We start from the raw sequence: 18,948 nt of genomic DNA on the forward strand, positions 1-18,948 counted from the left end.
GTGCTGAGGACCGCTTCGGTGGTCTGATGCGAGCCTTTGCATCCGCCCTTTTCCTCGGGCGCGCGAAGGTCTGCCGGATTGAAACCACAGTGTTGTCCAAGTCAAGTACACTAACCCGGTTCATATTCCGCAAGGTTTATGAACCAATGTTCACTTCTTAGGAAGTGAGCGGGAAAGTATGCTTTTGGTTCAGAATAAGGCCACAGTTTCTTACCAGCTTCTGTGGCGTGACAGTTCACTGTCTTTTTCTGGACCAGATCAAGCGCGAGAAGGGCGTTTGGTGGATGCCTTGGCAGTAAGAGGCGATGAAGGACGTGATACTCTGCGATAAGTCATGGGGAGCTGAGAATAGGCTTTGATCCATGAATTTCCGAATGGGGGAACCCACCTGACAGTTTGTTATTGTTAGCTTTGCTATCAATAATGAGCTTAATCAGGTACTTAAGACCTGAATACATAGGGTTTTAAGAGCAAACCCGGGGAACTGAAACATCTAAGTACCCGGAGGAAAGGACATCAATATGATACTCCCCTAGTAGCGGCGAGCGAACGGGGACCAGCCGAGCCTTGAGTGTGAATAGAATGTGTTGGGAAGCACAGCCAGAGTGGGTGATAGCCCCGTATATGAAGCATGATAGGACGTATTAAGTAGGGCGGGACACGTGAAATCCTGTCTGAAGATCGGAGGACCACCTTCGAAGGCTAAGTACTCCTTACTGACCGATAGCGAACCAGTACCGTGAGGGAAAGGTGAAAAGCACCCCGACGAGGGGAGTGAAACAGTACCTGAAACCGAACGCCTACAATCAGTTGGAGGCCCCTTGAGGGCTGACAGCGTACCTTTTGTATAATGGGTCATCGACTTGGTCTCACGAGCAAGCTTAAGCCGTTAGGTGTAGGCGCAGCGAAAGCGAGTCTTAATAGGGCGCATGAGTTCGTGGGATCAGACCCGAAACCGAGTGATCTAGGCATGGCCAGGTTGAAGGTGCAGTAACATGCACTGGAGGACCGAACCCACATCTGTTGAAAAAGATCGGGATGAGCTGTGCCTAGGGGTGAAAGGCCAATCAAACTCGGAGATAGCTGGTTCTCTGCGAAATCTATTTAGGTAGAGCGTCATCCGAATACCCCGGGGGGTAGAGCACTGGATGGGTAATGGGGCCCCACAGGCTTACTGATCCTAACCAAACTCCGAATACCCGGGAGTACTAGATGGCAGACACACTGCGGATGCTAACGTCCGTAGTGGAGAGGGAAACAACCCTGACCTACAGCTAAGGCCCCTAATTCATGGCTAAGTGGGAAAGCAGGTGGGATGTCCAAAACAACCAGGAGGTTGGCTTAGAAGCAGCCATCCTTTAAAGATAGCGTAACAGCTCACTGGTCTAATTAAGACGTCCTGCGGCGAAGATGTAACGGGGCTCAAGCCATGAGCCGAAGCTTAGGATGCACATAGTGCATGGTAGCAGAGCGTAGTGTGACATAGCTTCATGTCTCCTTAGTGTCCTCGGACACATCGGAGACACGAAGCTTTCGATGAAGCGGGCGCGTGAGCGATCCCGTGGAGAGATCACTAGCGAGAATGATGACATGAGTAGCGACAAAGAGTGTGAGAGACACTCTCGCCGAAAGTCCAAGGGTTCCTGCTTAAAGCTAATCTGAGCAGGGTAAGCTAGCCCCTAAGGCGAGGCCGAAAGGCGTAGCCGATGGGAACTAGGTTAATATTCCTAGGCCAGGAGGATGTGACGGATTGTGAAGGTAGTTCATCCTTATCGGATTGAATGGGCTGCTGATCAGTCCCTGGAAATAGCCCTCCATGAGACCGTACCCTAAACCGACACAGGTGGACTGGTAGAGAATACCAAGGCGCTTGAGAGAACGATGTTGAAGGAACTCGGCAAAATACCTCCGTAAGTTCGCGAGAAGGAGGCCCGGTTCCAAGGCAACTTGGAGCTGGGGGCACAAACCAGGGGGTGGCGACTGTTTATTAAAAACACAGGGCTCTGCGAAGTCGCAAGACGACGTATAGGGTCTGACGCCTGCCCGGTGCCTGAAGGTTAAAAGGAGGGGTGAGAGCTCCGAATTGAAGCCCAGGTAAACGGCGGCCGTAACTATAACGGTCCTAAGGTAGCGAAATTCCTTGTCGGGTAAGTTCCGACCTGCACGAATGGCGTAACGACTTCCCCGCTGTCTCCAACATCGACTCAGCGAAATTGAATTGCCTGTCAAGATGCAGGCTTCCCGCGGTTAGACGGAAAGACCCCGTGCACCTTTACTACAGCTTCGCACTGGCATCAGGATTGTGATGTGCAGGATAGGTGGTAGGCATCGAAACCGGAACGCTAGTTCCGGTGGAGCCTCCCTTGAGATACCACCCTTCGCACTCTTGATGTCTAACCGCGGTCCGTTATCCGGATCCGGGCCCTGCGTGGCGGGTAGTTTGACTGGGGCGGTCGCCTCCTAAAGCGTAACGGAGGCGCGCGAAGGTTGGCTCAGAGCGGTCGGAAATCGCTCGTTGAGTGCAATGGCAGAAGCCAGCCTGACTGCGAGACTGACAAGTCGAGCAGAGACGAAAGTCGGCCATAGTGATCCGGTGGTCCCAAGTGGGAGGGCCATCGCTCAACGGATAAAAGGTACGCCGGGGATAACAGGCTGATACTGCCCAAGAGTCCATATCGACGGCAGTGTTTGGCACCTCGATGTCGGCTCATCTCATCCTGGGGCTGGAGCAGGTCCCAAGGGTACGGCTGTTCGCCGTTTAAAGAGGTACGTGAGCTGGGTTTAGAACGTCGTGAGACAGTTCGGTCCCTATCTGCCGTGGGTGTAGGATACTTGAGAGGAGTTGCCCCTAGTACGAGAGGACCGGGGTGAACGATCCACTGGTGGACCTGTTGTTGCGCCAGCAGCAGTGCAGGGTAGCTATGATCGGACAGGATAACCGCTGAAGGCATCTAAGCGGGAAGCCCCCCTCAAAACAAGGTATCCCTGAGGGCCGAGGTAGACCACCTCGTCAATAGGCCGGAGATGTAAGTGCAGCAATGCATTCAGTTGACCGGTACTAATCGCCCGATAGGCTTGATCTGTTCCAGTAACAGTCAGTGACACAAGAACCAAAAGCAAAACACAAAACTTGGACTTCATGTCGATTGTATCTCCGCGACGTCTCAAAACCCAAACGTCGCGAATATGGATTTTCCTCGGTTTGGTGGTCATAGCGCAAGTGAAACACCCGGTCCCATCCCGAACCCGGAAGTTAAGCACTGTTGCGCCGATGGTACTGCGTCTTAAGGCGTGGGAGAGTAGGTCACCGCCAAACCTAGAAAAATCCATAAACACAAACGATACCAATAAAATATACCTTCAGACACAAACATCTGAAGACACAGACGCTCAGTCACAACACGCGTGATCAAGCAGCGGCAGCCTCAGGCAACAAAACGCAATGAGGAAAAACTATACTGTCGCGGGATGGAGCAGCCCGGTAGCTCGTCAGGCTCATAACCTGAAGGTCGTAGGTTCAAATCCTACTCCCGCAACCAATATTACCAAAACATAACACATACTTACAGCCGCCTCCGGGCGGCTTCCTGCGTTTGGGACAAGCCCGCTGAAAGCACTACGGATGTAAACAGAGCCAAGAGAGGCCCTATGCTGCACCAAATCCAACCCGCAGCGCGTCCAGCAAACCGCCTGCATCTGCTTCACTCATGACGAGCGGCGGGGACAGAATCACGTTTGCACCCGAAACCCGGATCAATGCACCGGCTTCATAGCAGGCCTCCTGAACGGCCAGAGCCCGGCGCCCGTCAAGCGGCGCCCGTGTCTGGCGGCATGGAGGTGTCGGGGGCCGCACGTCTGAAAGCGCTGGAGGATGAGAACGCCAAGCTGAAGCGGCTGCTGGCAGATAGATGCTCGATCGAGCCATTGGAACGCCATTGGTCTGAGAAACAATGGCGAGGGTGGTTCTGAAAGACCTGCTGGGAAAAAGCTGACGGCACCGAAGGAGCGGCGAGAGGCAGCGCTCAATGCGGTGCGGGATCATGGCATCTCGCAGCGCAGGGCCTGCCGGCTTGCCCACTGCCTGGCACTGGTTTGCCTGCAAACCATGAGAGGGGGTGTCGATCCCAAGACGGTCCGGCGCGAACGCCCGCCTGACCATCCTGAGATCCGCCAGGAGATGAAAGAGATCGCAGGCAAACGGCCGCCGGTTCGGCTACCCGCTGCCCGGCAGGCGATGCGAGCATCGCCGAGAGGGGAGGATCGGCGTGCTGCTTGAGCGCAAAGGCATGATCATGAACCACAAGAAACTGTACTGCCTCTACCGGGAAGAAGGCCTTGCGGTGAACCGGCGGCGGGGCCGCAAGCGCGCCCGAGGCTCACGCACGCCGGTGCCCGAAGCCACACGGCCGAACCAGCGCCCTCCTCTCGGCAGATTGCTCCGCAATCGCCTGCCGGGCAGCGGGATCCCTGGACTTTCTGGCGGACAGCTTCGGCGCCTCACAGAAGTTCCGCATTCTGGCCGTGAACGATGACTACTGCCGGGAAAACCTGTGCCTGGCTGCGGACACCAGCATTTCAGGCGAGCGCGTTGCCCGGGAGATGGACGCACTGGTCCGGATCTACGGAAAACCCGCTTGCATTGTCAGCGATCGAGCCGTTGGAACGCCATTGGTTCGAGAGACAATGGCGAGGGGGACGGAATTCACCAGCCGGGCAATCCTGAAATGGACCGACAGGACCGGCGTGGATTGGCATTATATCGACCCAGGAAAACCGCAGCAGAATGCCTTCATCGTGTCATTCAACGGCAGTCTGCGGGACGAACTCCTCAATGAAGAGCTGTTCGACACCCTGGACGATGCCCGCCGCAAACTGGCGCTGTGGCGCTACGATTATAACAACCCTCTCGGGATATTGCTCCGCTATGCCCTGCCGGGCAGTGGTCAGGCCGCACTCTTCGCTGGGGAACAGAACGCCGAAGCAAGTGCGGCAGGCGCTTGAGCAATTTGAAAGCATTGAAGAAGTCGGCGCGCAGTTTGGAAATGTCTTCGCAGGCACGGACGATTTCGGCCTCTGTGTCCGGGTGGACGGTCAGTGTGCCTGTGTTGGCGGCATTGCCCAAGCGCCGCCAGCGCAGCATGATCTTTGGACGGTTCTATCGACCGACGGCGATTTATTATTAAGATCACCCCCGAAAAGGACGGTACGGATATATGCGCCCAGGGGAACGCCGTTCGCAGCTACTTCCAGCCGCGAGCGCTCCTCAAAGGTTAGATGCAATGAGAAAGTCTTGGTCTTGCCACTAATGTTCGCAGTCATAACGTATCCTTTCGGACTCGGTATGACGGCGAAAACAACTCACCCTCCTGATTGATATTAATTTCAATCAGTTGGATGAGTATCGCCATGCCGAGATATCTTGTGCGAAGAGCAGTAGATACAGTTGTTCGCGTACTGCGAAATCAACGAAGAGCATATGCGCAAAGCCTTGGTTTTGTCTCAGGTCGAATTGAAAGATGATGTCAAAGAGATCTGCGACTTTGCCATATACCAAAAAATTAACGCGCGAAGAGGCGATTTTCGATACACTCTGAAGAACATCTTCACCACACTGGAACTGATTTACCTCAAGGATAGGGACGTTGAAAAAACGCCCAGCAAGAAAGACAAGATCTATAGGCGGATGGCAAAACATCTAGGAACCGTTGCGCCAGACGTACTCAAGGAATTAATCGAAGGTTTGTATAATCAACGAACAACGGCAAACCACACCGGTGATCTCAACGTAAGTTTTTCGGATAAAATCGTCGTTGATGGCGATGAGGTAGCCGTTGGTCGTCTAGTTGAACATCTTGAACTTCTCTGCACCGATGTGATTGAAAAGTTGATTTCAGATAATGACCTTACAACTTTAAACCAAATCATAGACGCAGACATAACCAATGACCCGAACCGACCGAAGAAGAAGTCGAAGCGCCTGTAGCTCGTATGGCGCCTAACGGCCTGTTAGGCAAGGTCGTGATTAGGTTGTCCGTCTCAGAATGGTTTGGTTTTAGTGAGCGGCAGTTTGGGCCGTTAGTCAAACTTTGTAATGGTCACTATCTGAGCAAAGGTGCCGCTAGCTGTGCGTCATCATGGGTTTAGATGATTGCGGAGAGGGCAGGTAGGATATGGCGATTACCTGCTCCAGAAACCAAATCCGGGCATGATTACAATAGTATAGCACCCAAGGGGTGCCTCTCGTGTTTGCACCCGCAACCTGACTGATATCTGCTGCACCGAACGCATCCAGTGTTATGACGGGGTGAGGGGGTCGATCCGGTTCCAAAGCTCGTCGGCGACGACCCCTATCACCTGGTCTCTGCGCCTCATTTTGAAGAGCGTGGTCCGACGGAGCGGGAAGCCCTCAAGATTGAGAGATCGCAAGACCCCGGAGCGCCGCTCATGGTGTGTCATGTGGTCGGGTAAGCCGCCCCAGCCAAGGCCTGCCAGGATCACCTTTTTCTTGGCGGCGAGATCGGACACGGTCCATTTCAGCCCGCCTGCCAGCAGGTCGCGACTTTGTTCATGCGCGGCACCACCGGAGTCGGCAGTGACCACCTGCACGTGGCCCTGCATCTCGCTGGCTGCCAGGGCGCGGCATGTGGCGGGCAGGTCTAGATCTGGGCTGGCCACCGGTCGGATCGTGACCTCGCCAACTGGTGTGGCCTCGACAGTGTCGAGGGGCACCCCGTCCAGAGACGCAACCGCGATATCAGCCTTGCCCTCCAGCAACCGTGCGATCGGGCCACCCATCATCTCCATCCGCAGCCGCAAATGGGTCGTAGGGTAACGCCGCCCGGTGTCAGCAAGGGTCGGCAGAAGAAGATCCAGATCCATCGTGGCGCTCACGGCGATGGTCAGCTCCGGCTCTTCGCGGGCGCGCAGCCGGGCCGCGGTGGTGCGCAGCCCTTGCATCTGACGCAGCACTCTGGAGGCCTCGCGGTAAAATACTTCCCCTGCCGGGGTGAGCACCGGGCGGTAAGCTTCGCGGCTGAACAACTCCAGCTCCAGTTGGTCTTCCAATTGGCGGATTGCGTGGCTGATGGCGGATTGTGATTTATGCAGACGCTCAGCGGCGCCGCGGAAGGTGCCGGTTGAGACGATTGCGTCGAGAGTGATGAGCTGGTCGTGTTTCATGGGTTTACAGACGATCTATTTTTTTAATCGTTATGATGAAAACACAATATTATCAATCAATCATCTCAGGCGGTAGCCAGGGGGCATCACACCACAGGAGACTGTCATGAAACTCTACTACAAACCCGGTGCCTGCTCGCTGGCCAGCCATATCGCCCTGCAGGAGGCTGGCCGCCCCTTTGATATTGAGGCTGTCGATACTGCTGCAGGTCGGACCGAAGGCGGTGCGGACTACCGTGCCATCAATCCCAAAGGATACGTTCCGGCCTTGCGTCTGGAAGACGACAGCATCCTCACCGAAGGGCCCGCTATCTTGCAGTATATCGCAGACAGCCACCCGGAGGCAGGTCTGGCACCGGTGCCGGGAACCTTGGCCCGTACCCGGATGCAGGAGCAGCTGAACTGGATCGGGACTGAGCTGCACAAGGCATTTGGTCCGCTGTTTCGTGAGGGCAGCACCGAGGCTGATAAGGCCAAAGCACGCATTGATGTCGCGGGCAAATTCGATCTGGTTGAGGAGCAGCTGGAAGATGGCCGCGCGTGGCTGGTTGCGGATCAGTTTTCGGTTGCGGACGCCTATTTGTTCGTGGTCGCGAACTGGGCGAATTTCACCGGCATCGACCTGGCTGAGCTGGCCCCGGCTGGCTGCCTTTGTAGACCGCAGTGCCGCGTACCCCTCCGCTCAGGCCGCGATGCGCGCAGAGGGGCTGATCCAATGACGCCTACGGATCGCAAACAGGTCCGCGCGCTGATGGAGGCCTATTTCGAGGGGCTTCATCAAGCCGACAGCGCCATGCTGCGTGATGTCTTCCACCCGCAGTTGGCCTATGTTTGCGCCACCCAAGGCGATGAGCTGTATCTGGACCTTGAGACTTACATGACCCGCGTGGATGGTCGTGAGCCGCCTGCCCGGCGCGGCGAGCCACGCGAGGAGGAGGTTCTGGAGGTTGCTTTTGTCAACGACCGGATGGCCCAGGTTAACGCCCGTATGACCATGATGGGACGTGATTTCTATGACCTTCTGACCCTTGTCCGCTACGGTGCCGAATGGCGTATCGTTACAAAAGTGTTCTCCTATGTGCCGAAAAAGGGGCTGAGCGATGCCTTATGTGAATATCAAAGTGACCCGCGAAGGTGGCCCCGACGGCACCGGCCCGAGCGCTGAGCAGAAGGCGCAGTTGATCCGCGGCGTCACTGATCTTTTGCAGAAGGTTCTGGGCAAATCCCCGGCGACCACATTTGTGGTAATCAATGAGATCCCGCTGGAGGATTGGGGCATCGGCGGCCTACCGGTGCAGGAGTATCGTATACAGGCACAATGAGGACGTCGCTGACAGAGACGTTGGGGCCGCTGGCGACCTGACGACGCTCAGCGACCCCGGTTCGGGCGATGGCGGGCGCAGGCGGCAAGAACTGCGCCTGTGCCCGCCTTTGCTTGTGTCAGCAGCTGGTATGGTCGAGGACCAGTTTGCCGGTATGTCCGGGGGCCTCCAGTCTGCGGTGCGCCTCTGATATTTGGTCAAGTGGCAAGATCTCTTCGATGTCCGGGAGCAGATCTCCCTGTGCCAGCCAATCGGCCAACGGGGCCAGAACGTCTCGATTGGCGGGGTTCTGAACCGTCACCGGGGTGATCCCGCGAGCGGGGGTAAAGACCCCTCCCGGCTTCCACCATTCTGGAACGACGGTCACATAGGCGCCGCCATCCTTGACAGCGGCGAATGCTTTTTGCGCGTGCTCGCGACCGCGCACATCAATAGCACCATCGACATCCCGCGCGTCTGGGGCCGCCAGTTCGAACCCCAGCATGGGGGCAATTTTCGCAGCCATTGCGCCAACTGCCCCTTTGGGGTTGTTGATCAGAACACGGGCGCCCGGTGCCAGGTCCAGCGCCTGAAGCGCGGCCAGGGCCGTGCTGCCGATCAGCGGCACCGCAGCGGCGGTGGTGAAGGAAACCGCATCCGCGATTTTCACAACCTGGCTGGCTGGCAGCGCGGCAAACTGCGCGTGGGTGCCGACCAGTGATCCCGGCTGCGGTGATATCGCCATCACCCGGTCGCCGGGCGCAAAACCGTCGGTTTCAGGACCAAGCGCCTCGACGGTGCCTGCCGCATCCCAGCCCAGGATCATTGGGAAATTTGCCGCCTCATCAGGCAGGATATTGCCCGCGCGGACACCGACATCCACCGGATTCACACTGGACGCTTGGATGCGGATCAACAGCTCCCCCGGCTTGGGCTCCTGGCGCGGCAGCTCTGCCATCCGGAAGTGATCAGGTCCGCCATAGGTTTCGATAATTGCAGCTTTCATCCGTGCCTCCAATATTTTGTAATGATCGTTAAATAACCTGTGGCTTGCCGGGTCAAGCATATTTCTGTAGTGATTGATAAATAAAATGGAGACGACCTTGGGACGACAGCGATCCTTTGACACTGATGACGCAATTGAACAGGCGATGCTGCTGTTTTGGGAGCGAGGCTACGAGGCGGCCTCCATGGCCGATCTCAGTGCTGCGATGGGGGTGAACCCTCCCAGCATCTATGCGGCCTTCGGCAACAAGCAGGCGCTATTCGAACGATGCGCCGCCCATTACGCGCAGAGCGTTGCCGCCTACGCCCCCCGCGCCCTTGGGGAGGCAGCAACCGCCGAGACGGCCCTGCGCCGTTTTGTTTCTGACGCCATTGAGGCTTTCTGTACACAAGACAGACCGAAGGGCTGTCTGCTCGTCAGTGCTGCAACCAACTGCGGCAAGGGGAGCGCGGGCGCTCAGGATTTGCTGACAGGATATCGGCAGGCCAGCGAGACGATGATTGCAGACCGCATTCGGCGCGGTATGGAAGCAGGGGACATGCCAGCATCCACCAAACCTGATCTGCTGGCGAAATACGTGGCGGTCCTGATCCAAGGACTGGCCGCGCAGGCCCGCGACGGCGCGTCAGCGGATGACTTGCATGAGGTGGCCGAACTCGCGCTCAGCCAGCTACCTGTGTCATCCTAGCATCCGGCCTGCGGCGCGTGTCCGCCTTGGACGGCGACCACAGGCCCGCGATCCCGGTCACAGTCCCGAAATATCAGCGTAGACATTGTATGTGGCGATCTTGTCGTCGCGAAGGCCAAGGCGCGTCGCGAAGGGCACCTTATGCTCGCTTTGGTCCTTGCGGGTATAGTGAACTTCCCCTTCGCAGAAGATCGCATCACCGCTTGTCCATATGCCGGTAATCGTGTGACCCATCGCCCGGATCGTGGTGAAGAAGGACGCGTTGGCGTCCTCAACCGCTTTGCGTCCTTTTATGGCGTCGAAATTGCCCAAGCGGAAGCTCACGTCATCGGTCAAAAAGCTGAGCGACTGCTTGCGCATTCAGCGCGTCGACTGCCGCGTATAGATCGCCGATCAAGGCTGTATGGGCAGCGGGCATATGAGTTGTGATTTGCATTGGTGGTTCTCCTATTGTGAGATTGAGAGGAGGGCGGGACACGCGCAGCATGCGGCTTCGATCCAAAACTGGAACATCTGGCAGCGGCAGAAACTGTCCGCTCGTATCGACAGGCTTGCCGTGAAAAATTCCATGGATGAGCATTCTGGACATTGTGGCCACCGGCAAGCTGAGGAATAGGACTGATCTAATTGACTTTTCTTCCTGCGATAATTCGCTATCAGGGAAACTTCAGGGTGAGAAAAAGTTGTCAATGGAAAGAGCAGCATGATTGAGATTGGCGCCATTCCGGTCTTTGTGGCGGTCGCGGAAACTGGCGGGTTTGCGGCTGCGGCCCGGCAACTGGGGATCACAAAATCCGCTGTCAGCAAGCGGATCGGGAACCTGGAAACGCATTTGGGCATGCAGCTGTTTCATCGTTCGACACGCAGCATATCTCTGACGGAAGCTGGCGAAATTTACCTGTCCCATGCGGTGCAGGCGCTTGGGGCCGCGAAGGAAGCGGAAGATGCGGTTACTGCCATGCTGGGGCAACCCATTGGTCGGCTTAGGGTCAACGCGCCGATGTCTTTCGGATGCCTGCATGTCGCGCCATTGATCAAGGATTTTCTGGAGCGCCATCCCGGGATCACACTGGATCTGACCATGGATGACAGGGTCACGGATCTGGTTGAAGCGGGGTTTGATATGGCAATTAGGGCGGGGACCTTGCCGGACTCCGCTCTGATTGCCCGCAGGCTGGCGCCGATTCACAGTGTCCTCGCCGCGGCACCGGAGTACCTGGCACAGACTGGGATGCCAAAGCACCCCGAAGACCTGCTTCAGCATAGCTGCCTGCACTACAGCTATTCGCGTGATCCGCGGGAGTGGGTGCTCTGCGGTGCAGAAGGGGAGGTACGTGTGCATCCAAAAGGCAGGATGTGTGTCAACAACAGCGAAGCCCTTTGCACCGCCTTGATTGACGGTCTGGGGATCGGGCGCCTGCCGACCTTTGTGGCGGGTGCCCATCTGGCAGAAGGGCGCCTGATGCGGGTACTTCCGACCTATTCGCTGCCTGCGCAATCCTTGTACGCAGTGTTCCCTGAGCGGCGTCATATGCCCGCAAAAGTTCGAGCTTTTGCTGACTACCTGGCCGACCGAATTGGTCGTGAAACGCCTTTCTGGGATGTTGAGGCGGGACTGGCTCGATGATGGGAAACATCAGTACCGGAAGGGATCATGATCCCGTCTAGATCTCGCAGCGCTGATCTGGTCGCGATCTTGCCTCCATGCAGAACGTCCTTGCCAGATTGCGCATTGGATCGAAGCAACAATCTGTCAGAGACTGCGACCAGTCACGTAAGACATGATATTGTGGTCGCGCGTTTCTAAGATTGGGCAGCTGTGCCTTCCCTTGCGTTGGCTATCGGGAGCCGTTTTGTGCGCAGACGTGCCTATGGGTCCGACCAAAGGGTAATCTATTATACTGTCGGTTTCGCGCTGAATAGGCGGGTGGTTTCGCGTCAGAATTTCCCAGCTCTTTGGTACATAATCGCGGGTTTGGCTTTAGGTGATAATCAGTCTCGCAAAGCCGAGGCAAGGGCCGCTGCGAGGTCGCTGGGGTGGACCGGTTTATGCAGCAGCGGGGCTGTAACGGGGCCCATCTCGTCGGGGGTGAAGGCGGTGTAGCCTGAGGTGTAGATTACAGGCATGGTCGGGTGGATTTGGCGGACACGGTTGGCCAATTCAAAGCCGCCGATGGAGCCTGGCATCACCACATCGGTCAGCAGCAGGTCAATGTGGGTGCTGTCCTGCACCAGCTCCAGCGCCTGTTGCGCCGAGCCGACCGGCAGCACGCGATACCCGAGCGTCACAAGCATGTCCTGGGTCATCCGGCGAAGATCTGGCTCATCTTCCGCCAGCAGAATGGTCTCACCGGCGCCTGTCTCAAGCGGCGCGTCAGCGGCGGCAGCTTTGGGCAGGCTCAGATCGGAGCCGCGCGGCAGCGTCAACTGCACTGTAGTGCCGCGGCCTGGTCTGGAATAGACCCGCAAATCGCCGCTTGAATGGCGGGCAAACCCATAGACCATCGACAGCCCCAGCCCGGTGCCTGAATTGCCGTCTTTGGTGGTAAAGAAAGGATCGGTACAGCGGGCCAGTGTGGCGTCGTTCATGCCGGGGCCATCATCGGTGACGGAGAGTTCGACATAGGGGTGGCTTGCGGCGGCATCAGACGCGTCCAACTTTTGATCGATCTGGCCAGGTTTTGCACCGGGGTGGCCTTGCGGGGTGGGGACCGGCCGGGCCTTCAGGGTAATGCAGGTGCCCTCACCGCTGCTCATAATGGCATCGCGACTGTTCAGAACCAGGTTCATCAGCGCGGTTTCCAGCTGCGCAGGATCGCAGTAAACCAACAAACCGGGGTCTGTTTCTTGTGCTTGTATCTCAATCCGCGTCTCGAGCACCGGGCGGATCAGGTCGAGGAACTCTGTCAGAACCTCCTCAACCGGTTTGGTCATCGCAAAACCCGGCTGGCGTTTGGCAAAAGCCAGTAGCCGCGTGGTCAGCTGGCGCCCTCGATTGATGGTTGTTGTTGCAATGCCAAGGAACCGGGACCGGTCATCGGGAGTGGCGGCGGTTCCCGCCAGATCCACCGCATAGAGCAACGACGCCAGCAGATTGTTGATGTCATGGGCAATACCGCCCGTCAGCTCACCCAGCGCATCCAGCCTGTTCTTGCGGTCGACAACCTGCCGGTTGCGCTCCTCGCCGGTGACATCATCCAGCACCAGCACCAAGGCAACACCATGTTGTTCATTGTCCGGAACTGCGCTTCGGACCCGGACGTAGCGATGGTCGTCGCTGCTGGCGCTGCGCCGCAGCAGATGGGTTTCTCCTGACAGCACATGGCCTGACCGGGCGCGTTGTAGCGGATCGGCGCTGGCGATCAGCGGGCTGAGGGTTGCTGTGTCGAGAAAGCTGATCGCCTGAGGCCAGAGAAATGGCGTTTCAGCGGATGTACCCCCAAGCATGTGGCGGGCACGATGGTTGATCCGGATGATCTGGCCCGCACGGTCAAAGGCGACAATTCCGCTGGTGGCTGCGTTCAGCACCACTTCCAGTTCATCGCGGATTTCGGCGATTTCTGCAGCGCGCCGGGCCTTGTCTGCGGCGATGCGGCGGCGGGTGCGCAGCTGGTTCATGCCGAGCACACCCAGCAGCGTCAGCACCCCGCCACCGATGGCATAGCCGAGCAGGCTCAGCCGCGCCGCATTCCAGAATATTGGTGGTTCGAAATACGTGCGGCGCAGCTCGGCGTATTCAGCGGAAACCAGATATTGCGGCAGCGCTAGATCCAGCTTGTCGCGCACTTCACCCAGACCAAATCGCAGGGCCGGTGCGCGTTCATACGTCAGCAACGCAGGCAGCACCTCGGTCAGAGCATCCCGCATCTGGAGGTTTTCGGCAGTCACCAGCAGTTTGTCCGGGTGATCGACCACCGCATCAACCTCTCCGGTTTGCAGCGCTGTCAGCAGGGCGGGCACTGTGCCCATCTGGATGACCTGCCAGTCCAGTGCAGCCCCCATCGCCTGCGCGGTGGCATTGTCAGCCCGCACCCCGACGCGGCGCTGCGTCAGATCCTCGGGGTGGGTGATGCGACCTGCCAGATCCAGCTGAGTGAAGACGGATTGATCCGCTGCCAGGATCGGATGCGCGAAATCCATCTGCGCCTGCCGGGCCTCGGTGACCTGCGCTGCGGGGAGAATGTCGTAAGTGTCCGATTGTGGACCACGTAACCAGGCCTCTTCGCTGATGGTCTGAAATTCCAGTTGCAGCCCGGTGCGCCGTGCAAGGCTGCGCAACACGTCAACCGCGAACCCCGACACCCGGCCGTCAGCAGTGATCACCTGATAGGGGGGAGAAGGGTATACACCCACCCGCAGCACGTCCGGTGCGGGCAGGGGAATATCCAGAAAGTGCTTTAGCAGCAGCGCGTCAAGGCGTTGGTCCTGCCTCATCCGGTCAAGCGCGCGTGTGATGTCCGGCATCAGATCGGCGCGGCTTTGATGCAGGGCGACGACACGGTCAAATCTGCGCAAAGGCGGATTAAGAAACCGGACCCGACCATCTACCCTGGCTGATTTCGTGATGTGGAAGGCCACAGGTTCCGGGATCAGAATCGCATCGACAGCCCCGGAAAGCAGCGCCATGACAGCCGCCTCGGGCGTGGTGAAATGCACGGTCGTATTGCGAGCGAGAAATGCTTTTTGCTCAGAACCGACTGCCGGTGGCACGATCCCCACGCGCATGCCGCTCAGCGTTGCGGTGGAGAGATCCTGCACCGCGTCACTTCGCACCATGGGGCGCAGGGATTCGCTGGAAATCGGCGCGGAGAACAGATTGCTGTCACGCAGCGCAGGCAGTTGGGCGATGCTCGGCAATCAGATCGGTACGGCCCTCGACCTGTGCCTGCACGAAATCGCGGCTCGACGTCACCGGCACCAATGTGATGCTGGTGCCCAGCTCGGTTGCGAGATGCTGCGCCAACTCCACCAGAAATCCGGTTTCCTCGCCCTCGCTGTCGCGCTGTGCAAAGGGGGGAACCGAGAGGAAACCGATCCGCAACGGGGCCGGGCGTTCCTGCGTCCAGCCCGGCAGGGCGAGGCCTCCCAGCACAAGGAGCAAGAACAGGAACCGAATTGGTTTCGCCATGTAGAAGGCTCCGTAACGTGCTGGCTCAGGGTGGGATCGCGGATCGTTGCCATGTTATAGGTGAGCGACCGGGAATGTCAGGCAAAACCGACCTCAGCTGCTGTTCAGTAACCGTTCTGGTCGCTCAGCAATTGATCACGCCCCGAACGCCGGGTAAAAGGTTTGCGGGAAAAATAGCAGCGCGTCCATGTCTGGTTAAGGGCAGTATCGCAATGCTGCGGAGGAGCGACGGATATGGCCAACATACTGGTTCTGGAGGATGATGAGATCTTTGCCAGCCTGTTGCAGGTCTCTCTGGAGCAGGCCGGTCATTTCCCCATCATCTGCGAGGACGCGACGGAGACGATTGCCCAGTACAAGGAATATGACTTTGACTTGGTCATCACCGATCTGATCGTAAAGAAAAACAACCGCGCCATACCGGATGGTGGTGTGATGGTTATTTCCTTCCTGCAAGGGCTTGCCCGCGACGGGCATAAAATTCCGCCGATTATTGCGATGTCCGGGGCCACGCAGCGCCGGGGGCTGGAGCAGCTGCTAGTCACGTCCAAGGATCTTGGCGCGACGGCGACGCTAACGAAACCATTTGAACCGGCAGAGCTGCTGATCCTTATCAATCAGCTGTTGGAGCGCCCGACCTGATCAATTTCCAGCGGCTGTTTTAGGGGGTAATCTGGATGCTGGGGGGATAAGAAAAGGCGCAGCCCGGATGCGGGATGCACCTCATTTTTTGGTAGATGATCGGGTATTAGCGCCGTTGCATGTCGCGCGGCATCTCCGACAGGATCTCGGCACCGGTTTCGCGCAGGATCACAATCTCTTCCAGCCGCACGCCAAACCGGTCTTTGAGGTAGATCCCCGGTTCGATCGAGAACACATTGCCTGCGCGCAGCTCAACATCAGAGGTGGCGGTGATATAAGGCGGTTCATGTACATCAATACCCAGCCCGTGGCCGGTGCGGTGCAGGAACTGCGGACCATATCCGGCGGCAGCAATTGTCTCACGTGCGGCACGGTCGACCTCGCTGGCGCGCACGCCGGGTTTCGCGGCTTGGACTGCGGCTTTTACTGCGGCTTCGACCACCTCAAACACCTGCTCATATTCGGCCTCCGGCGTGCCGAACCAGCCGCAGCGGGTCATGTCCGAGGGGTAGCCGTTCAACCGGCACCCGGTGTCGATCAACACCGCCATGTTGCGGGTCAGCTTGGTGTCGCCGGTGTGGTGATGCGGGAAGGCGCCATTGGCACCAAAACCGACGATGGTGAATTCCGCGCTGGCGCCGTGGGCCTTGTAATGGGCATGCAGGATCGCTTGCACATCCAGCTCGCTCATACCCTCTTCAAGGCGGGAAAACGCCTCGGTCACGGCGGCATCATTCAACAGATGTGCAGCCTTCAGCGCATCATATTCAGCGGTATCCTTCATCGCCCGCAACAGGCCTACGGTATCATCGGTAAAGCGCCGCTTTGGCGCGTCCATCGCGTCCAGAACCCGCAGCGCAAAATCAGCGCGCATGGTTTCATCCAGCACCACCGACAGGCCAGCAGCCGTGGCGCCGCAGTCATTGAGCAGCGCGGTAAGCGCGGCATCCGGCCCGTCATCATCCGACCAGCAGCAAAATGGCAGATCGGTGGATGTGCGCGCCGCATCGGCGTTCAACCCCGGCATCAGAAAGCCCGCGTGGCTCTGGCTGACCATCAGCAGCACGGGCCGCTCGTCGCCATGGGGGTTCACACCTGACAGCCACATCATATGGCTGGAGGGGCCAAGCACCACCAGATCGGTGGCGGTCTCAGTCATGCGGTGGCGCAGCCGGGTCAGCCGGTCTGCATAGGGGGGCGTGGTCATGGTCATATGTCCTGTAGCGCGGGCGGCCCCACCGGTGGCGGGAGATCGGTCCGGAAGATGAAAAGAAGGGCTTAGCTCATGTCAGCGCTAAGCCCCAGATGCCCGCCCCCGGATAAGGGGAGCAGGCGAAAGCGCCTAGTGGCGCCGGGGGATCAGTTCTTTTCCACCAGACGGTAGAAGACAAAATCGGAGGTCGCGCCATTCACATAGCCAGAGACATCCGCATCCATTGCCACCTGATAGGCGGCCTGGAACATGATCACGATGGGAGAGGTTTTCTGCACCTCGGCCTGCAATTCACGGTACATCTCCAGCCGTTTTTCAGGATCCGCCTCGGTGAGGGCAGCCTTGGTCTTGGCGTTCATCGCGTCCGGTACAGCCCAGGCATTGCGCCATGTGGTGGTGGCCGCATAGTTGTCGTCCGAGTTGTCGGAGTTATAGGCGAAAGCCTTGGCATTGGAATGCGGGTCCATGAAATCCGGGCCCCAATAGAGCAGCATCGCCTCATGGCTGCGCTCACGGTATTTGGTGATCACCTGGCTGCCGGTGCCGGGCAGGATTTCAAAGTTGATCCCCGCATCGGCAAAGCTGGCCTGCAAGGACTGCGCCATATCGGTGAAGGGGGCCGCATTGATCACATCCAGTGACACGGTGATCGGGGTCTCGATCCCGGCCTCGCTGAGGATGGATTTTGCGCGTTCCGGGTCATAGCGGAATGGTGTGTCGTCGTAGGAACCGGGGAAGCCTTTGGGCCAGAACGCCTGATGGATCTCCATCTGGCCGTTGATGATGGTGTCGGTCATGCCCTTGTAATCCACCAGATAGCGGGCAGCCTCCCAGACAGCGGGGTCGGTCAGGCTGTCGGTTTTCTGGTTGAAGGACAGGAAATGCACCGCCGCCTGCGGGTAGGTCTCCACCTTGATGGCGTCGCTGTCAAAGCCACGGATCTGATCGGGTGTCAGGTTGCGGGCCATGTCGATATCGCCGGATTCGAGCAGCAGCTCCTGCGTGGCGGCTTCGGCCACGTGGCGGATGATGACGCTTTCCATCTTGGGTGCGCCCTTGAAATAATCCGCATTGGCGGCCAACCGGACCATCTGCGCCGGACGATAGCCCTGCAGCTTGAACGGGCCGGAGTCGAGCGGCGTTTTCATTCAGCCAGCCATTGCCCATGTCGCCGTCCACGGCATTGGCCATCACCACCTCTTTATCCACCACCGAAGCGGGGCGGGCCGCCAGCACGTTCATCACAAAGGCGGGGGAAAACTCCCCTTCGTATTTGATAGTGACGTTGTTGCCATCGGTGGTGATCATCTGATCGACATTCTCGGCGGTCCAGCCCAGTTGCGCCAGGATGAAGGCCGGGGTCAGGTTCAATTTGATCACCCGCGCCAGTGAGAACACCACATCCTCACCGCGCACCGGGTTGCCGGAGTGGAACACCGCATCGTCGCGCAGAGCGAAGCGGATGGTCTTGGCCTCCGCGTCGACGTCCCAGGCGCTGGCAAGGCCCGGTGCCAGAACGGTGGGATCCTCGGCGTCATATTGCACCAGCCGGTCGTAGAGGTTGGTCACCAGCTCACCAGAGGTGAACTCATAGGCCTGAGCGGGGTCAATGGCGACGATATCGTCAATATTCTGCGCCACGATCAGCGCATTGGCGGGCGTGTCAGCGATAGCGCCGCTCGCCAGAGGCAGCGCGATCACGCTGGCCAGCAAGGCGGATTTCACGAGGTTCATGTCAGTCTCCCTGTTTGGTTCATTGGTATCCATCGGCCACGACCGCCCCCGCAGGAC

12 protein-coding genes, 1 tRNA gene, 2 rRNA genes and 2 pseudogenes are annotated in these 18,948 nt (G+C 58.3%); 10 read left to right on the plus strand and 7 right to left on the minus strand.

Going from position 1 to position 18,948, the window contains the following annotated elements:
* Nucleotides 1-256 precede the first annotated feature (256 nt).
* The 5 genes and pseudogenes from L0Z65_RS00020 (at nt 257) to L0Z65_RS00040 (ending at nt 5,983) form a co-directional block, all read left to right on the plus strand.
* Nucleotides 257-3,083, plus strand: a 23S ribosomal RNA gene (locus L0Z65_RS00020).
* Between the two features lie 118 nt (nt 3,084-3,201).
* Nucleotides 3,202-3,316, plus strand: a 5S ribosomal RNA gene (gene rrf / locus L0Z65_RS00025).
* 146 nt (nt 3,317-3,462) lie between these two features.
* Nucleotides 3,463-3,539 (plus strand) — tRNA-Met (locus L0Z65_RS00030).
* Between the two features lie 286 nt (nt 3,540-3,825).
* Nucleotides 3,826-5,011, plus strand: a pseudogene (locus L0Z65_RS00035) (integrase core domain-containing protein); the annotation flags it as partial.
* 465 nt (nt 5,012-5,476) lie between these two features.
* Nucleotides 5,477-5,983: a hypothetical protein gene (locus L0Z65_RS00040; RefSeq protein ID WP_405109566.1), complete on the plus strand. Its 507-nt coding sequence runs from the start codon at nt 5,477-5,479 to the stop codon at nt 5,981-5,983.
* Between the two features lie 311 nt (nt 5,984-6,294).
* Here L0Z65_RS00040 and L0Z65_RS00045 read toward each other — a convergent pair whose 3' ends face one another.
* Nucleotides 6,295-7,179: a LysR family transcriptional regulator gene (locus tag L0Z65_RS00045; RefSeq protein ID WP_405109569.1), complete on the minus strand. Its 885-nt coding sequence runs from the start codon at nt 7,177-7,179 to the stop codon at nt 6,295-6,297.
* Nucleotides 7,180-7,285: 106 nt separating this feature from the next.
* On the opposite strand from L0Z65_RS00045, the gene gstA reads away from it, so the two are divergent.
* A complete protein-coding gene (gene gstA / locus L0Z65_RS00050; protein ID WP_405109572.1) occupies nt 7,286-8,344 on the plus strand; it encodes a glutathione transferase GstA in 1,059 nt (352 codons plus the stop codon).
* A complete protein-coding gene (locus L0Z65_RS00055) occupies nt 8,280-8,501 on the plus strand; it encodes a 4-oxalocrotonate tautomerase family protein (RefSeq protein WP_096872471.1) in 222 nt (73 codons plus the stop codon). Before gstA ends, L0Z65_RS00055 begins: the two co-directional genes overlap by 65 nt.
* Nucleotides 8,502-8,619: 118 nt before the next feature.
* Here the strand turns inward: L0Z65_RS00055 and L0Z65_RS00060 are convergent, their stop codons facing one another.
* Entirely contained in the window at nt 8,620-9,486 is an 867-nt protein-coding gene (locus L0Z65_RS00060; protein WP_405109575.1) for an NADP-dependent oxidoreductase, read from the minus strand.
* An 85-nt stretch (nt 9,487-9,571) separates the two neighbouring features.
* On the opposite strand from L0Z65_RS00060, the gene L0Z65_RS00065 reads away from it, so the two are divergent.
* On the plus strand, nt 9,572-10,174 hold the full coding sequence (locus L0Z65_RS00065; RefSeq protein WP_405109578.1) for a TetR/AcrR family transcriptional regulator: 603 nt from the start codon (nt 9,572-9,574) through the stop codon (nt 10,172-10,174).
* Nucleotides 10,175-10,231: 57 nt separating this feature from the next.
* Here the strand turns inward: L0Z65_RS00065 and L0Z65_RS00070 are convergent, their stop codons facing one another.
* Nucleotides 10,232-10,510, minus strand: coding sequence for a nuclear transport factor 2 family protein (locus tag L0Z65_RS00070; protein ID WP_405109581.1), 279 nt, complete (start codon nt 10,508-10,510; stop codon nt 10,232-10,234).
* Between the two features lie 367 nt (nt 10,511-10,877).
* Here L0Z65_RS00070 and L0Z65_RS00075 point away from each other — a divergent pair, with 367 nt between their 5' ends.
* Nucleotides 10,878-11,801, plus strand: a complete 924-nt coding sequence (locus L0Z65_RS00075) for a LysR substrate-binding domain-containing protein (protein ID WP_405109584.1) — start codon at nt 10,878-10,880, stop codon at nt 11,799-11,801.
* A gap of 365 nt (nt 11,802-12,166) precedes the next feature.
* Here the strand turns inward: L0Z65_RS00075 and L0Z65_RS00080 are convergent, their stop codons facing one another.
* Nucleotides 12,167-15,031 carry a transporter substrate-binding domain-containing protein gene (locus L0Z65_RS00080; protein WP_405109587.1) on the minus strand — a complete coding sequence of 955 codons (2,865 nt, stop codon included), beginning with the start codon at nt 15,029-15,031 and terminating at the stop codon, nt 12,167-12,169.
* Entirely contained in the window at nt 14,997-15,302 is a 306-nt protein-coding gene (locus L0Z65_RS00085; protein WP_405109590.1) for a transporter substrate-binding domain-containing protein, read from the minus strand. Before L0Z65_RS00085 ends, L0Z65_RS00080 begins: the two co-directional genes overlap by 35 nt.
* Nucleotides 15,303-15,536: 234 nt before the next feature.
* Between L0Z65_RS00085 and L0Z65_RS00090 the strand changes: the two genes are divergently transcribed.
* Nucleotides 15,537-15,944, plus strand: coding sequence for a response regulator transcription factor (locus L0Z65_RS00090; RefSeq protein WP_096872460.1), 408 nt, complete (start codon nt 15,537-15,539; stop codon nt 15,942-15,944).
* Between the two features lie 106 nt (nt 15,945-16,050).
* On the opposite strand, the gene L0Z65_RS00095 is transcribed toward L0Z65_RS00090, so the two are convergent.
* Together L0Z65_RS00095 and L0Z65_RS00100 are read right to left on the minus strand one after the other, a co-directional pair.
* Complete coding sequence (locus tag L0Z65_RS00095) at nt 16,051-17,151, minus strand: M24 family metallopeptidase (RefSeq protein WP_405109594.1); 1,101 nt, start codon at nt 17,149-17,151, stop codon at nt 16,051-16,053.
* 152 nt (nt 17,152-17,303) lie between these two features.
* Nucleotides 17,304-18,891 (minus strand): annotated as a pseudogene (locus tag L0Z65_RS00100) (ABC transporter substrate-binding protein).
* Nucleotides 18,892-18,948 lie beyond the last annotated feature (57 nt).

This window comes from Phaeobacter sp. BS52 (assembly GCF_045040595.1).
GTDB lineage: Bacteria > Pseudomonadota > Alphaproteobacteria > Rhodobacterales > Rhodobacteraceae > Phaeobacter > Phaeobacter piscinae.

Bases quoted from the DNA above. Each gene is read 5' to 3' on its own strand.
- L0Z65_RS00075 (WP_405109584.1), top strand. From the start codon at position 10,878: ATGATTGAGATTGGCGCCATTCCGGTCTTTGTGGCGGTCGCGGAAACT.
- L0Z65_RS00095 (WP_405109594.1), bottom strand. From the start codon at position 17,151: ATGACCACGCCCCCCTATGCAGACCGGCTGACCCGGCTGCGCCACCGC.
- L0Z65_RS00060 (WP_405109575.1), bottom strand. From the start codon at position 9,486: ATGAAAGCTGCAATTATCGAAACCTATGGCGGACCTGATCACTTCCGG.
- L0Z65_RS00040 (WP_405109566.1), top strand. From the start codon at position 5,477: ATGCGCAAAGCCTTGGTTTTGTCTCAGGTCGAATTGAAAGATGATGTC.
- L0Z65_RS00045 (WP_405109569.1), bottom strand. From the start codon at position 7,179: ATGAAACACGACCAGCTCATCACTCTCGACGCAATCGTCTCAACCGGC.
- L0Z65_RS00085 (WP_405109590.1), bottom strand. From the start codon at position 15,302: ATGGCGAAACCAATTCGGTTCCTGTTCTTGCTCCTTGTGCTGGGAGGC.
- L0Z65_RS00065 (WP_405109578.1), top strand. From the start codon at position 9,572: ATGGAGACGACCTTGGGACGACAGCGATCCTTTGACACTGATGACGCA.
- gstA (WP_405109572.1), top strand. From the start codon at position 7,286: ATGAAACTCTACTACAAACCCGGTGCCTGCTCGCTGGCCAGCCATATC.
- L0Z65_RS00090 (WP_096872460.1), top strand. From the start codon at position 15,537: ATGGCCAACATACTGGTTCTGGAGGATGATGAGATCTTTGCCAGCCTG.
- L0Z65_RS00055 (WP_096872471.1), top strand. From the start codon at position 8,280: ATGCCTTATGTGAATATCAAAGTGACCCGCGAAGGTGGCCCCGACGGC.